The following is a 14,657-nucleotide window of genomic DNA, read 5'->3' on the forward strand; positions in this document are numbered from 1 at the left end:
TAAAAGATGCGCAGATTATAGCAAACTTATTGGGTCAATCTCAATTCGCCAATCTGTTAATTTTATATCCCGCAGCAATGAAACAGGATCGGGGCTGCGCACCACGATCTGCCAGCGATACAGGTCATCCACTTTCGAGAAGAACGAGGGAACGGGTCCGATCAATTCTGTTTGATGACGGCGTTCCGCTTCGATTTTGACCTTGAGCTTGTCCGCTGTTTTCTTTGACTCTTCCTCCGCTTTGACAGGGTCAGCGTGGCGATACTCCAGCCGCGCCAGTCTTGTGTATGGCGGATATCCCAGCTGTTTGCGATACTCCAACTCGCGCAGATAAAAGCCATCCACATCATGCTGTGCCGCGAATTGGATTGCGTAATGTTCGGGCATGAAGGTCTGCATGATGACCTTGCCGCCCAATGTGGAGCGCCCCGCGCGGCCTGCGACCTGCGTCAGCGTTTGGAATACTCTTTCGCTTGCAAATGGATCGGGTAGATTCAGTCCCACATCTGCCAGCACGATACCGACCAAAGTCACCAGGGGCAGGTCGAGTCCTTTGGCGAGCATTTGAGTCCCAACCAGCACATCCGCCTGGTGGTTGGAAAAATGAGTCAGGATCATTTCGTGCGCGTCTTTTTGGCGGGTGGTATCCCAATCCCAGCGCAGGGTGCGGATATTGGGGTACATGGCTTGCACATCGGCTTCCACTTTTTCACTGCCGAGCCCGTATTCGCGGATCTGGATGCTGTTGCAATTCGGACAGGTCTTCGGTCTCTGGCGCGTATATCCGCAATGGTGGCAGAGCAAATGCACTTTATTTTCGGCATGTAAAGTCAGCGGTGTTTCGCAATTGGGACACTTCAAAACATGGCCGCAATCACGACAAAAAATATACGTGGCCGTTCCGCGCCGATTCAGAAAGAGGATGGCTTGCTCGCCGCGCGAAACGGTTTCGGCCAGGGACTCTGCCAGCACACGCGAGAAGATTCCGCGATTACCTGTCTTGAGTTCCTCGCGCATGTCCACAACCTGAACGGGCGGCAGACCAGTTTCAACGATACGGCGGGGGAGCTCTAACTTAATGGATTGTTTGTTCTCAGCATTGAATCTTTGCTCGATGGTGGGTGTGGCAGATCCCAACACACACACTGCGCCGCATAGCCGCGCGTATTCCTGCGCGGCGGTCACGGCGTGATAGGAAGGCTGGATATCGGATTGATAGTATGAGCCATCGTGACATTCATCCACAACGATCAAGCCGACATTGGGCAGGGGTGTGAACAAGGCAGAACGAGCACCGATGATGACTTTTAATTTCCCGGAACGCGCGCGCCGCCAGGTATCGTATCTTTCACCTTCGGATAATTTTGAGTGGACGATCCCCACCTGCCCGGGGAAGCGTGAAAGAAAACGGCGCACCGCCTGCGGAGTCAACGCGATCTCCGGCACAAGGATGATCACCTGTTTGTCGTGTTTGACCGCTTCCTCTGCGGCTCGCAAGTAAATTTCAGTTTTGCCTGAGCCTGTGATACCGTACAGAAGAAAAGTCGCGACAGGCTGTGCATTCAAAATGTTTTCAAGTGCAACGGATTGCTCGGGTGTAAGTTCAAGTACTTGTCTACTTGTTTCCTTGTTGATCTGTCTGCCGATCCCTTCCAGGGAGTCTCGAAATATCTCGCTTTCGAACAAGCGGATCAGTCCACGCTCTTCAAGCTCTTGGAGGTCTGCGAGTTTGCAGCCTGTTTCAGCATAGACCCATGAAAGGTTGATTGCATCGGGTTGTTGAATTAAAAATTTTAACGCGGCCTGACGGCGCGCCAAAGTTTGTTTTGTTCCGAGGCTCGGCATTTGCTCCTGCGCTTCTGCGGGCGGAACTGCAAGCTGGGCAACGCGTACAAATTTTGGTCTGACCCGAGGCGCGGGAAGAACATGCTTTGTTGAAAGGATGCCTTTCTTAACAAGCACCTGTGCGGTTCTGCGCCAATCAATTCTCGCAAAATGGGAATCGATTTGACGGCCGCGCAATATGCCGCGTTCCTTTAGTAAATTCAGCAGGCGGGTTGTGATGGCATGCGTTTTGTCTTCATAATTCGGGTTGCGTAATTCGTAGGTGACATCTGCCTGCTGAGATAACCCTGTCGGCAGCATGAGGCTGACGATGGACGCGAGCGGACTGAGCGTTGATTCTGCCAATCGAATCGCCAGAGCAAGCTGGGGCGGAGTCAGAACGGGGGCAGGGTCGAGCAGGTCAATGATCGCCTTGGGATTCTCCACGGAGGGAGAGTCCAACAAATCCACGATCACACCCTGCACGATCTGATTTCCAAATGGCGCGGTGACAAGACAGCCCGCCTGCACACGCGCGAGTTCGGGCGGAATGGAGTAGTCGTATAGGTTTGTAATGGTGGGGACGTTGACTGCGATGCGGGCGAACATAAGATGATTATATCTTCTTCAAGACAACTGCCGCGCCGTAACCAACAACGGAAGTGTGATCGCCTGTGATGTCGCCAGAGGTGGCATATTTTAGCGTTTGCACTTTGTCTGCGCCGAGTGACTTTGCCGCCCAGAGCATGGATGCGACTGCCGCGTGACCGCAGGCAAATCCTTTTTCTGTTTGCTCGGCTTCAAAAATGGAATCGGGGTCGAAGGATTCGAAGCGCTTCAACATTTCGTGGTCGAGAATGGCTGCGGTCTTTGAATCGTAGAAATGGGATAGATCTGTGGATGCGACGATGAGGGCTTTTTTGTTTTTAAGAACGTTTGCAAGCGCATCACCAAAATTTTTTGCGATCTTTGGTGACTCAGCACGCACCATGATCGGCAGCAGTTTAAATTCGTTTTTTAACGCTCGCTGTAAAAAGGGAAGTTCAATTTCAAGCGAATGTTCTTGGTCTTTGGTAATGGCTGTAATGGGAAGTCCAAGTTCAGTTTGTAATTCTGCCAGCGCGGATCGGTCTACTTCAATCTCACCCAAAGGCGTGGCATACGCCTGATGCGCTGTGACAAGGAATGGATGGGGAGAATAATTGTGATATGGAGAAAGGATGACGACCAGATCTGGCTGTATTCCGCGCAGCGCCGCAAATGCGTAGCCTGCCACATGCCCTGAGTAGATGTGTCCCGCATGAGGAGCAATGACAGCGATAACTTCCCCGTTGAGTTCGGGAAGCTGGGCGTTATTCAGGTACGAGTCAATGGATGCGGCAAGTGTTTTGGGATTTGCTTCGTACCATCTGCCTGCGATAGGGGAGGGACGAGTATCAAGCATAAAATTATTGTAGCATATAAAAAGTGACTGGATTTCGCCAGTCACTTTTTATCAAATTACTTACGGGGCTTTAAACGTCGCAATGATCTGATTAACTATATCCAGCGTTGCCTGCTCAGTTCCATCCTTCCATTGAGCAGTGAACATCAGGAAGGTCGCCTTGTCATCTCCGCGCAGTTCGAAGAAGGATACGCCAGAGTACCCACCGCTTTTTGAGTTCCATTCATTACGCTGCGTACCGTTCTCCATCATCTGGTCACTGTTGATAATGATATCGCCAGCCCTGCCCGTGGAACTATAGTAGGTGTTCAGCAGGTAAAGCGCGAAATCCTTGTTCTTGGCTTCTTCGAAAGGTTGTCCATCGTTATAGATCAGGCTCTCGATCTTTGCCGAGCCGTCCGGGGATGTGAACGTGTCGGTGTAATGGTCAGATTGCGCTTCGGTTGCGCGAGTCCAGTTTGAGGGTAGATCAATAGCGAACAGGTTGTTCTGGTCCACGAACATGGTAATTTCCGAACCGCCGCTGGTTGGGATGGGCGTATCCGTTACCTGTGGTGTGCTGGCAGGGACGTCCATGGTTGCCGCTGCGGTGGGCGCTTCGGTAGGCGCGCTTTTTGCGGTACAAGATGAACTCAGGATGGACAATAAAACGACGATTACAAATGGAATACAAGTCTGTGATCTCATAATAAATCGCTCTTAACTGTGTTTGAAAACTTGACCGGGGAAATGGTGATTAATGGCCAGACAGAAATTAAAAGTGACTGGATCTCTCCAGTCACTTTTTTGAAAAATATGCTAGGGAACGTAGTAGGAGTTAATCGCGTTGTCAATCACATCTAATGTGGATTGATCCACATCGTTGACCCACCAGGCGGTGAACATCAAATAGGTTTTTCGGTTGTTCCCACGCAGTTCGAAGTAGGTTCTGCCGGAATAATCGCCGCCTTTGGATGTCCACTCAAAACGCTCCGATCCATCCTGCATGATCTGGTCGCTGGAGATGCGGATATCGCCAACCTTGCCTGTCGTACTGTAGAACCTGTGTAACAGGTCTAATGCGGCGGCAGCGCTTGTTGAATTATCCAGGGAGGTCGCGGCAAAAATGACCAGACTTTCAATACTGGCAGCGCCATCCGGAGATGTAAATAGATCGCTGTACGCATCGGCATCCGAATACACCTGGTCTCCCAGTTCGGTGTGTTCATAAGTCCAGTCACCGGGCAGGTCAAAAGCCAGCAGGTCATTCTGATCTGTAAAGGTCAGGATATCAGAACTGGTCCCCCCGCTGTTTGGGACAGGCGTATCAATGGGCTGCGGCGCGGCGGTGGGTAGGGATATGGATTCCTTGGTTGGGACTGGAATGGAGGTTGGCTTGTCAGTTGGCACTGGCGCGGGCGTGGGGGTGCCAGTCGTACTGCATACGCAGCCAATCGCCACCAGGAAAACAACAAAAGCAAATAACATGCGGTATTGCGATTTCATGACTTAAATCTCCTTGTATGGGTTTGAAAAATTTTCGCAAGGATACTCTAGAAACCAACAATGCGAAAGTACTTTGGTGATATTGACAAATAACTGCAATGTCTAATTAATTTCCCGCCAGGATTCTTTGAGTGGCCTTGAACGCCAAAGGCGGCAGCGCTTCACGCGCGAACCACTCCGCGGCGTCGGCATCATCGGCTGCCAGCAGTGCTCCGCTGATTACTTCAGCCTGATACACGATAATAAAATCCGCACCGCGATTATGTTCCCGTCCCGCGATCACATCCAGAACATGGGTCACACGCACGGTCAGACCCGTCTCCTCCAAACATTCACGCGCGGCCGCTTCAGCGGGGTCTTCACCGCCATTTACAAAACCAGCCGGCAAGGTCCACATTCCGCGAAATGGCTCGTTCGTGCGCCGCACAAGCAGAACGCGGCCATCCCACTCAATAAGGACAGCCGCGGCAACCTTTGGGTCGACAAAATGGATCCACCCGCACTGCGGACAGACTGGGCGCACCATCCCATACTTGTCTTCGTGCGCCACTTCCGCCCCGCAACGCGGACAGAACTTAAAATTCTCGTTTCTTGCCATTATTTTTTACTTGGATTTATTTCCACTTTTGGATCGCAGATTGACGCAAAGCGAACATAGTCAATGCGCTAAGCAGGCCGATGATCAATAGACCAAGCTGCCATGACGCGGGGATCAGCGCTTCACTCTTAACTCCAGGCTGATCCTGATCCTGCGGTGCTGCTGCATTGCCTGCCTCTTTGGCAGCAGGTGTCGCTGTTATGGCTGTTTCCCCAACCCGGGCCGCATCCTCGCTTGCAGAGGGGAGTCCCTCCGTTGGCAACGCTTCCATTGCCATGGACGGAGCTTCAGTCGCGGCGGCTTCAGGGGCGACCAAAGCTGGAAGACACGGCTCTTCGCATCCACCGCCGCTGCCGCCACCGCCGATCCCATACCCTTCCTGGGCAGCCATGGGAGCCGCGGCGCCAAAGCTCACGCGCGGTAATATTGAATTCGCCGCGAATGTCAGCATTAATAAAAATGTAGCGAACGCAGTTGAGAAACGAAAGAATGAAAATGTGCGCGGCAATGGCGGTTTCAAGCCGACCATTTTGCGGGTCAATGTGAAGTTGCGCGGCGCTTTGCGCGCGGGCAGTTTTCGGAGAATGCCGCGGGCGGAGCGAAGGTCATGTAGTGTGGAAGCAAGTTCGGGGTCGGCAGAGATGCGTGACTCAATTCGCACAGAATCAGATGAACTGAGTTGTCCATCCAGATAAGCGGAGAGTTGTTCGATATCGCGGAAATTTTTCATAAGTTGCCTTCCTCTTGCAGACGAAATGAAGAAGGTAAAAGTTCCTCGAAACCGCGCAGGCATTCACGCAATCTCAGGCGCGCGCGCGCAAGCCGACTCTTGATGGTTCCAAGTGGAACCTTTGAGGCGGTTGCCACTTCGCTGTAATCCATGCCTTGAATATCAGCCAACACAACCACTGTGCGGAAATCGGTTGGGAGCGCATCGAGGCAATGTTGTATGGCGTGTTCCAATTCATCGGCTTCGGATCGTTCTGCTGGAGTCATGTTGGGGTCTGCCAGCCATTTCGGAGAATCCATTTCCTCGCCGTCCGCCGTATCAGGTTCAAGCGGGGTTGTGGGTCGCCGTTTTTGACGGCGGAATTCATCGTAGCAGGCGTTTGTGACCATACGCATCAACCAGGCTTTGAATGATCCGCCGCGAAATGTGGAGATGCTCCGAAACGCGGAGATGAATGCTTCCTGGGCTGCATCCTGGGCAAGGTCTTCGTCGCCCATGATTCGAAGCGCGGTATTAAAAACAGAATCTTGATAATGCAGGATGAGTGTATTGAACGAATCAAGATCACCGTTTTGTGCGGAATGTATGAGCGCAGTTTCGTCCATAGATGGGTATTTTACCTTCTTGCAATGAAAAGATAAATAACTCTCCAAACCAATATGCCCAGGGCGTTGGTCAGCCCGAAGATCAGCGCAAAAAGGGGTTGTGCCGCGCTGTGTAATGCAACTGCGCGCAAGATCACAGCCAGCGGTGAGACAAATACCATTGCGGGGAATATCCGCCAGAGCAATTTATAGTTTACTGTTACACCTTCGTCGAATAGACCGAGCCACGGGGCGATGAGAAACCAGGCGAGAATGAGTGGAAAGAAGGACGCTGCCATGCGCGATAAATAAGAGACATCAGCTTCGCCATGAGTAGCGAAGCCGATGAACGTAACGATGGCTAATGTGAGGGTGTCACCCAGGATAAGAGATATTTTTTTCGCCATCCCCTTATTCCCTGCGTCCTTTTGTTACGATGCGGATTGGAGTTCCTAAAAAGCTATATTCCGCGCGGATCTGATTCTCCAAGTATCGAATATAAGTGAAGTGCATTAACTTTGGTTCATTGACATAGATCATGAAGGTCGGCGGGTCAGAGCGAACCTGCGTGGCATAATACATTTTGAGCGCGCGCCCGGCGTGTGTGGGATGCGGATGGGCATCCTGCGCTTTATGAATGATCTCGTTTAGTGTGGAGGTGGTCAGCCGTGCCAGGCGTTCTTCCTGGACCTGCAGCGCCATTGGCAGGACCTGTTCCATGCGTTGACCGGTCTTGGCGGAAATGAACAAAATGGGAACATAGGACATAAAATTTAACTCCCGACGGATCTTGTCGGTGTATTCATCCATGGTCTCATTGTTTTTTTCAATGGCATCCCATTTATTGACCAGTACCACGCATGATTTCCATTCGTCCAGAATATATCCGGCAATGTGAGCATCCTGCGCGGTGATGCCAGTTGTGGCGTCGATCATCAACAAGGCCACGTCAGCCCGCTCAATGGATTTGAATGCCCGCAAGACACTGTACTGCTCCACACCATGATCGATCTTTCCACGCTTACGGATGCCCGCTGTATCGATCAATGTAACATTTAAGCCGCCGAATTCGATCTTTGTGTCGATTGAATCGCGGGTCGTTCCGGCGATGGGGCTGACGATCACGCGTTCCTCGCCGACCAATTTATTCAATAGGCTGGACTTGCCCGCGTTCGGTTTTCCAACAATGGCGATCTTGATGCTGTCATCTTCTTCTTCGACGTCTGATGGAGGGAAGGTTGCAACAAGCGCATCGAGAATATCACCGGTGCTTGTGCCATGGATGGCTGAGATGGCGAACGGGTCGCCTAATCCTAATTCATAGAATTCGCTCGAAGAATCGCGTCGTTCCTGCGATTCGCATTTATTGACAACGACAAAGATCGGCGGCCAGAACGTGCCGTCCGCTAACTTCTTTTGTGAGCGGCGCAGGATCTCAGCCACTTCACGGTCTGGTTCGGTTACGCCGGTCTCGCCATCATTGATGAATAGAACCGCATCTGCTTCCTGGATGGCGACCGTTGCCTGCCTGCGGATATCATCAATAAAATCGACAGAGCCGACTGAGAGCGGGGTTTTGCCGCCATGAGTTGGGTCGATCCCGCCGGTATCAATGATGCTGAATTTGCGTCCATTCCATTCGGCTTCGCCGAACATACGGTCGCGGGTGGTGCCGGCTACATCATCTACAATGGCGATGCGCTCGCCGGCAAAACGGTTGAATAACGTGGATTTACCGACATTCGGTCGGCCTACAAGGGCTACGATAGGTTTCATTTTATATTTATTTCCAATTTATATTTGGTGGTCAGGTAGTTCCGACGTTTTTCGAAGGATGTATCGAGACCTGATTAACGATCAAGGCGTCGGCGTGACAGTAATGGTGGGAATGCCGATGGGGGAGATGACAACTTCTATTGTATTCGGTAATATGGATTCTACAACAACATTTGAGATCAGTACTTCCACTCTGGGAGTGATCTGATGTGTGCCGACACCCAGCCCGCTCAAGTCCACGGTCACGCGCACATCCTGACGGGTGAGCGTATCCAGTAAAGGCAGGGGACCGGAGACGATCACATCCACTGTTGTCGGTGATACCTGCGCGGTCAGCCCGCTGCCAAGACCGATGATCTCTACACGTTCACCGGCCAGTGTAACACTGCTTTCGATCGGAGAGATTCCAGCCTGAATGAGGACGGTTTGATCTCCAACGATGGAAATGCCCTCAGGCAAATTAAGTGCCAGCCTTGTATTGATATCCTCCTGCGCATTCTGCAGGTCGAGCGGCTGGGTTTCCACCACGCCGGGTAAAGCGTTGACAAGCTGGGTGTTGCCTGCGAACACGGTCACAATAGGTGGAAAAACAGAAATGTCCGTCAGACGGTAGCCGCTCGCGACACGGCCGGTTACGATCACTTTTACAGCAACATCACGATATCCACCCTGCTGACTGACCGGCATGCTCACACGAACCAATTCCGGTGATATTGTGATCCCATCCACTGGCAAACCGTTTTGATCGAGGATTTCCACTGGGATAATCTGATCGAAATTTTCGCGTAGACCGCTCAAGTTGACAGATACCCGTGCGCGCTGTACTTTCTGGACCTGAGATTGCGCGCCGGCCATTGCGATCTTCAGCGGGTCGATGGTGATCTCGCCTACCTGATATCCGATGGCGGCTTCACCGCTCATGCTTAGCTCTACAGGCAGAGTTTGCGTTGCAAGCTGTTCCAATGTGCAGGTGATCGTACGCGGTGTAACGCTTTCGATCTTTACCGGGCGGACATCCACTTGAATTTGCAGGTCAAGTTCATGGACCCCTGAGCTTAACCCTGAAAGATCCAGGATCGCCTGCACGATCTGCGGGTCCGCTTCGATCAAACTCCAAACGGAGCGCGGCGCGCGCAGAGTCACTTCCACCGCTGTTGGGATCTCATCGTTGAGGATCAGTCCGGGGTCTTGACCAACGATCTGCAATGGCACGGGGTTTGTCAGTACGCGGGTCTCGTCCGGGTCCGCGGATGTGACTGCGGATACCCATACCGCCATTGCCAGCGCGAACGCCCATAAAAAAGTGCGGTAATTTCTATTGATCCAATGCAGCATTATTTATCTTCTTTGCGGGGAAATAAACCCGGGAATATTCTTTCAAATGGATTGAGTTTTTCGGCCTTGCCATTCGGGCGGAAGAACGCGGTCAGGATATTTTCCAGGCGGTCTGGGTCAAGCCGTCTTAACATTCTACCCGCATGTGCAATGGAGATGGCGCCGGTTTCCTCAGAGACAACCAGCGCGATGGCATCGCTGGTTTCAGAGGTGCCCAGCGCTGCGCGGTGCCGCAGTCCCATTTGGCGTTCAGGCGAGCGGTTCAAAATTCCGCTGGCTGAGAGAGGCAGCACACATGCCGCGGCTGTGATCTGTGATCCTACAATGATCACCGCGCCGTCATGCAAAGGCGTGTTCGGATAAAATATCTGCAATAATAATTCCGGTGTGACACGCGCGTTCATTTGCACGCCGCTTTGAATGTATTCTTCCAGACTGTCCAGCCTTTGCAGGATGATCAATGCGCCATGCTCGCGGGCGGATAACCTTGCGGCTGCGCTAACTACTGCGTGAATGGTCTGCTCAAGGGCAAGATCAGACGGTTTCGCTTTGAACTGCCATACATTCCCAGCCCGTCCGATGCGTTCCAAAGTCCGCCTGATTTCCGGGGCGAAAATGACCGGGATGGAAAGCAACAAGGCCGGCAGGGAATTCTGCGCGAACCATGAAAAAGCAGGCAGATCCACCAGACTGGTCAACAGAATGATGCCGACGAAGAGCAGGATCATACCCCGCAGCAATGCCATCGCCTGGGTATCACGCAGGGAATATAACAACCCAAAAAAGATCAGCGTGACGAGCAAAATATCAAATACGCTCAGCCAGCTAATGCGTTGAAATATGAAAAAGAGGTTGTTGAGGAATTCTGTCACGGTTCAGGGTGGTAGGATCAAGGGGGTAATCAGGAACAAGGCAAACCTAATTACCTGATACCTATACCTGATCCTTATATGGGGCGCAAGACGCGGTCCTGACGCAATCGCTTAAAAAGAAATGATCCGCCTAAAGGCATCGATTCGTTTGCTGCATCTTTCCAGGCTTGCACACCTAATGTTTCAGGAGTGCGTCGTTCGTATCCAAGTTGTTTCCAGAGTGATTCCTGTGACCCAAGCTCTCCTGTTGGAAAGACAAGCGATGCCTCGCTCTGTAGTTCACTGGAAGCGCGCTCGACTTCCTTAACCAAAGTCTCTAGCGCTTTTTGTTTGTTTAAATTCTCCTCAAGGAATATGTCGGTCGTGCGTGTGACAAGATTTTCCACCTGCCAGCCTGCCAGTCCGACCAAACTTCCGTCCAGGTGAAGGAGCATATAGGCTTTATCGCCGAAATCTTCCATCACGTTTTCGGCGGTCATCTTTTGTTTTCCCTTACTTAACCGTGTGACAAAATCTGCTATGGCTGATGAATTTTTTGGCGTGCCGCGTTTGGCTGAAAAGTCAGCGCCTGTCGTACCCTGTTTTTTGACAACGGGTTCAGGCTCTGTCTTGGATGCGCCGGGTACAACCTCTTTCCATGCCGCGCTTACCTGTCTCCAAAGATAGTCATAGGAACCTGTGTTCGTAATGACAATATTAGCGATCGCTACCTTGGCGCTTTGTGACGATTGCATATGGATTCGTTCAAGCGCGCGCTCACGTGTAAATCCGCGCTTGCGGATCAATCGTTCGATCTGAACTTCCTGCGGGGCATTGGTAACCCAAATTGAGTTGCAGATCTTGCGCAGATCGCCCTCGAGCAATTTGATCGCTTCGATCACGATCACCCGCTGGGGTGCGCGTTGCATAAGAATATCCACTGCCTGGCGAATAAACGGATGCACGATGGCTTCCAGCTGCTGCATGGCGTCACGGTCATTGAAAACCAGGTTGCCAAGTTTACTGCGGTCAATTTCACCGTCTTTGTTGACAAGCCACTTTCCAAATTTATCAATTACCTGTTGATAGCCCGGGGCGCCTTTGGCATATGTACGGTGGGTTAATGCGTCCGCGTCAATGGTGTATGCGCCAAGGTGCTCAAACATCCGCCGCACCACGCTTTTTCCCGTAGCGATGTTGCCTGTCAGGCCAATTACGAATTTTCCGGGCTGGTTGCTCACAAGTGTTTCCCTTTGAAAATATATGAAAAGTATTTCTATTTTAATGTCTTTTCTTGAAATGTCCACCTTTCGGGCCTAGTTGCTGCCTGCCAAGGTTGACTCTCGTCCCTCCAGCGTGTATGATGCAGCCACCTCAGGTTGGTTGGGCAGTTGCGGTTCTGCGTTGTCAGGATCGAGGAAAGTCCGCACTCCATAGAGCACGGCGTCGGATAACATCCGGGGCGGGGAAACCCGCCGGATAGGGCCACAGAAACAAACAGCCACCCCTTTTGGGGTGGTGATGGTGAAAAGGTGGTGTAAGAGACCACCGGCGCTTGCAGTAATGCAGGCGGCCAGGTAACCCCCGCCGGGAGCAAGGCCAAGCAGGGGTGAAATCGTCCATGGACGATGGGAGACTGCTCGTCTCCGCACAGCCCCGGGTAGGCTGCACCGAGCAGCGCGGTGACGTGCTGCCCAGATAGATGACTTGCCCAGGCAGAGCGATCTGCCGGACAGAATGCGGCTTATAGACCGGCCTGAGGTACTCCTGTACGAAATTCCCTCTTTCGTGATTGGATTGTTTTAATATTCACAATCCTTTATAATAACGACATTTAACTAAATGGAAAAGTGAATTGGGAGGATCATGGCAAAAAAATACTCTGCAAATCTCGAAACCATCTCTCTTAAAGAGCTTGACAGGACTGCGCTATACAAAAATATTTATGATAAGCTCGAAGTTGAGCCCCCAGTAGGGGAAAGATATCCTTTTCTATTAAGAAATATAATTTCAAATGCAGTCAAGGAATTGAGGGTGACCCTAACCAGACCGGATGAAAACGCCCTTATCGATGAAATATATTCATATATTGCAAGCTATGGCCCGATAGCTCAATTCTTTGACGACCCGCTGATAAATGAGATCATGGTAAATGATTCGGACCAAGTTTATATCGAAAAAAATGGGGAAATGATCCTGACAGATGCCAAATTCAACAATAATGATCATATCCGGTTTACGATCAACCATATCATCAATCCGCTGGGCCGGTATGTAAATCATAAACATCCAGCCATTGATTCGCGCCTGCCAGATGGCTCGCGTGTCAATGCGGTCATCCCGCCGGCTGCGCCTCTTTCCCCCTGTATTACAATTCGCCGTTTCTTAAAGGATAAATTGACGCTGGACCAGTTAATTCAATTGTCGTCTCTGACCGCCCAAATGGCAGAATTCCTGTCGATTTGCGTCAAAGCCCGTTTGAATATTGTCGTTGCTGGAAATACCGGTTCCGGCAAAACCACCCTGTTGAATATTCTTGCCGCTTCCATTCCCGACCGCGAACGGATCGTGACCATTGAAGATTCCGCTGAACTGAAATTGCTTCAGTTTCACAAGATTACCCTCGAAGCGCAGCCACCGGATTATCGTGGAGAGGGAGAAGTTACCGTGCGCGACCTTGTTCGAAATTCACTGCGCATGCGCCCGGACCGAATCATCGTCGGTGAGGTTCGTGGCGGGGAAGCGCTGGATATGCTCCAGGCTATGAACACAGGCCATGATGGTTCCATGACAACTGTACATTCCAATTCCGCACGCGACACGATCTCTCGTCTTGAAACTATGGTGTTGACGGCTGGATTTGATCTGCCGATTCCCGCCATTCGCAGGCAAATTTCATCTGCGCTGGATTTGATCGTTTATTTGAATCGCTTTCCCGATGGGTCACGCAAGGTAACACAGATATCTGAAGTAATGGGCATGGAGGGGGATGTGGTTACCATGACAGATCTGTTCCACTTCCATCCGGCCGGCTTGAACGAAAACAAAAAAATAACAGGCGCTTTTCGCGCCACGGGGCTGCGTCCTTCGTTTTCTCAAGATCTTGACGCTGCTGGTTTTTCATTGAGTCCATCGATCTTTCAAAATTAATGCGATGTAAGTATTCATTTGTTAAAAATAGGAATAAGTAAAACTGATGCCATCCGATCTATTGAGAATTCAAAATCAGGGCAGCGATCCATTCAATCCGGAGCGGTCAGTCGCAGCCAGATTGAATATATTGATCGTTGAGGATGATGATCTTAACCAGAGAATGATTAATATTATGTTAAGGAATACCAATCACATCATCAAATTTGCATCCAATGGGATCGATGCCATTCAAAGTATTACATCAGAAGATTTTGATCTCGTCTTCATGGATATCCAGATGCCCCAGATGGATGGCCTGGAGACAACCCGCCGAATCCGCGAATGGGAAAAGGGAGAAAAGCATCTTTTAATTATAGGAATGACCGCTATAATTGATTCTGCCTATGGAAGGTGTCTGCAGGCCGGTATGGATGATATCATCCCAAAACCTATTGATATTAAAAAATTTCAAGGCATGATCACAGCCTGCGCGAATCGAAAAATGAATAAAACAGACACTCATGCTGGCGATCAGCCCGAAGATTTTCCCGTCTTCGATGTGGCAGGCGGGATAAAACGTTTTGGTGGTGACCGTGAAAATTATGAGATCCTCTTGAAAGAATTCGTTTCATCCTTCTCTGAAAGATTTAAAGAACTATTGACCGCCTGGGAATCCAATAATTGGCAGAGACTTTCCAGTCACGCGCACCGGCTTAAAGGGCTGAGTTCGAATTTTGGTTTTATGGAACTTTCAAGGAAGACCTTTGAGCTTGAACAGTATGTCAATGAGGGACAATTTGACCGCGCAAGCCAGAAACTTGACGAAATGGATATCAGTTTAAACAATCTGCGCTCAGAAGTGCAGGCTTACCTGGAAAAAACAACCAACGATTAACGT

The 14,657-nt window shown here is 50.8% G+C and carries 14 protein-coding genes and 1 other RNA gene; 3 read left to right on the forward strand and 12 right to left on the reverse strand.

Translation table 11 applies throughout. The annotated features are described in order from the left end of the window. Positions 1–15 precede the first annotated feature (15 nt). The 12 genes from priA to coaE all read right to left on the reverse strand — a co-directional run bounded on the left by priA (position 16) and on the right by coaE (position 11,868). Entirely contained in the window at positions 16–2,433 is a 2,418-nt protein-coding gene (gene priA / locus IPL17_RS08845) for a primosomal protein N' (RefSeq protein WP_345306719.1), read from the reverse strand. A 7-nt stretch (positions 2,434–2,440) separates the two neighbouring features. Continuing rightward, entirely contained in the window at positions 2,441–3,268 is an 828-nt protein-coding gene (gene amrB, locus IPL17_RS08850) for an AmmeMemoRadiSam system protein B (protein ID WP_345306720.1), read from the reverse strand. Positions 3,269–3,328: 60 nt separating this feature from the next. Continuing rightward, positions 3,329–3,955: a hypothetical protein gene (locus IPL17_RS08855; protein WP_345306721.1), complete on the reverse strand. Its 627-nt coding sequence runs from the start codon at positions 3,953–3,955 to the stop codon at positions 3,329–3,331. Between the two features lie 111 nt (positions 3,956–4,066). Continuing rightward, positions 4,067–4,753 carry a hypothetical protein gene (locus tag IPL17_RS08860; RefSeq protein ID WP_345306722.1) on the reverse strand — a complete coding sequence of 229 codons (687 nt, stop codon included), beginning with the start codon at positions 4,751–4,753 and terminating at the stop codon, positions 4,067–4,069. A 106-nt stretch (positions 4,754–4,859) separates the two neighbouring features. Beyond that, a complete protein-coding gene (locus IPL17_RS08865) occupies positions 4,860–5,351 on the reverse strand; it encodes an NUDIX hydrolase (protein ID WP_345306723.1) in 492 nt (163 codons plus the stop codon). 16 nt (positions 5,352–5,367) lie between these two features. Further along, positions 5,368–6,081 carry a hypothetical protein gene (locus IPL17_RS08870; protein ID WP_345306724.1) on the reverse strand — a complete coding sequence of 238 codons (714 nt, stop codon included), beginning with the start codon at positions 6,079–6,081 and terminating at the stop codon, positions 5,368–5,370. Beyond that, positions 6,078–6,686, reverse strand: a complete 609-nt coding sequence (locus tag IPL17_RS08875) for a sigma-70 family RNA polymerase sigma factor (protein ID WP_345306725.1) — start codon at positions 6,684–6,686, stop codon at positions 6,078–6,080. Before IPL17_RS08875 ends, IPL17_RS08870 begins: the two co-directional genes overlap by 4 nt. Positions 6,687–6,697: 11 nt before the next feature. Then, positions 6,698–7,072, reverse strand: a complete 375-nt coding sequence (locus tag IPL17_RS08880; RefSeq protein ID WP_345306726.1) for a DUF3054 family protein — start codon at positions 7,070–7,072, stop codon at positions 6,698–6,700. Between the two features lie 4 nt (positions 7,073–7,076). Next, positions 7,077–8,441: a ribosome biogenesis GTPase Der gene (der, locus tag IPL17_RS08885; protein ID WP_345306727.1), complete on the reverse strand. Its 1,365-nt coding sequence runs from the start codon at positions 8,439–8,441 to the stop codon at positions 7,077–7,079. Between the two features lie 81 nt (positions 8,442–8,522). Next, the gene (locus tag IPL17_RS08890; RefSeq protein ID WP_345306728.1) at positions 8,523–9,776 is read right to left on the reverse strand and encodes a CdaR family protein; all 1,254 of its coding nucleotides are present in this window, start codon (positions 9,774–9,776) and stop codon (positions 8,523–8,525) included. Next, positions 9,776–10,648, reverse strand: a complete 873-nt coding sequence (gene cdaA / locus IPL17_RS08895) for a diadenylate cyclase CdaA (protein WP_345306729.1) — start codon at positions 10,646–10,648, stop codon at positions 9,776–9,778. The genes IPL17_RS08890 and cdaA overlap by 1 nt, the downstream gene beginning before the upstream one ends. Positions 10,649–10,722: 74 nt before the next feature. Then, on the reverse strand, positions 10,723–11,868 hold the full coding sequence (gene coaE, locus IPL17_RS08900; RefSeq protein WP_345306730.1) for a dephospho-CoA kinase: 1,146 nt from the start codon (positions 11,866–11,868) through the stop codon (positions 10,723–10,725). A gap of 134 nt (positions 11,869–12,002) precedes the next feature. On the opposite strand from coaE, the gene rnpB reads away from it, so the two are divergent. From rnpB to IPL17_RS08915, 3 genes are all read left to right on the forward strand, one after another. After that, positions 12,003–12,390: RNase P RNA component class A (gene rnpB, locus IPL17_RS08905), an RNA gene on the forward strand. A 103-nt stretch (positions 12,391–12,493) separates the two neighbouring features. Next, on the forward strand, positions 12,494–13,777 hold the full coding sequence (locus IPL17_RS08910) for a CpaF family protein (RefSeq protein ID WP_345306731.1): 1,284 nt from the start codon (positions 12,494–12,496) through the stop codon (positions 13,775–13,777). A gap of 46 nt (positions 13,778–13,823) precedes the next feature. After that, the gene (locus tag IPL17_RS08915; RefSeq protein WP_345306732.1) at positions 13,824–14,654 is read left to right on the forward strand and encodes a response regulator; all 831 of its coding nucleotides are present in this window, start codon (positions 13,824–13,826) and stop codon (positions 14,652–14,654) included. Positions 14,655–14,657: the final 3 nt, after the last annotated feature.

This window comes from Candidatus Villigracilis saccharophilus (assembly GCF_016711665.1).

Coding starts and splice junctions, on each gene's coding strand:
- priA (WP_345306719.1), bottom strand. CDS start 2,433: ATGTTCGCCCGCATCGCAGTCAACGTCCCCACCATTACAAACCTATAC.
- amrB (WP_345306720.1), bottom strand. CDS start 3,268: ATGCTTGATACTCGTCCCTCCCCTATCGCAGGCAGATGGTACGAAGCA.
- IPL17_RS08855 (WP_345306721.1), bottom strand. CDS start 3,955: ATGAGATCACAGACTTGTATTCCATTTGTAATCGTCGTTTTATTGTCC.
- IPL17_RS08860 (WP_345306722.1), bottom strand. CDS start 4,753: ATGAAATCGCAATACCGCATGTTATTTGCTTTTGTTGTTTTCCTGGTG.
- IPL17_RS08865 (WP_345306723.1), bottom strand. CDS start 5,351: ATGGCAAGAAACGAGAATTTTAAGTTCTGTCCGCGTTGCGGGGCGGAA.
- IPL17_RS08870 (WP_345306724.1), bottom strand. CDS start 6,081: ATGAAAAATTTCCGCGATATCGAACAACTCTCCGCTTATCTGGATGGA.
- IPL17_RS08875 (WP_345306725.1), bottom strand. CDS start 6,686: ATGGACGAAACTGCGCTCATACATTCCGCACAAAACGGTGATCTTGAT.
- IPL17_RS08880 (WP_345306726.1), bottom strand. CDS start 7,072: ATGGCGAAAAAAATATCTCTTATCCTGGGTGACACCCTCACATTAGCC.
- der (WP_345306727.1), bottom strand. CDS start 8,441: ATGAAACCTATCGTAGCCCTTGTAGGCCGACCGAATGTCGGTAAATCC.
- IPL17_RS08890 (WP_345306728.1), bottom strand. CDS start 9,776: ATGCTGCATTGGATCAATAGAAATTACCGCACTTTTTTATGGGCGTTC.
- IPL17_RS08910 (WP_345306731.1), top strand. CDS start 12,494: ATGGCAAAAAAATACTCTGCAAATCTCGAAACCATCTCTCTTAAAGAG.
- IPL17_RS08915 (WP_345306732.1), top strand. CDS start 13,824: ATGCCATCCGATCTATTGAGAATTCAAAATCAGGGCAGCGATCCATTC.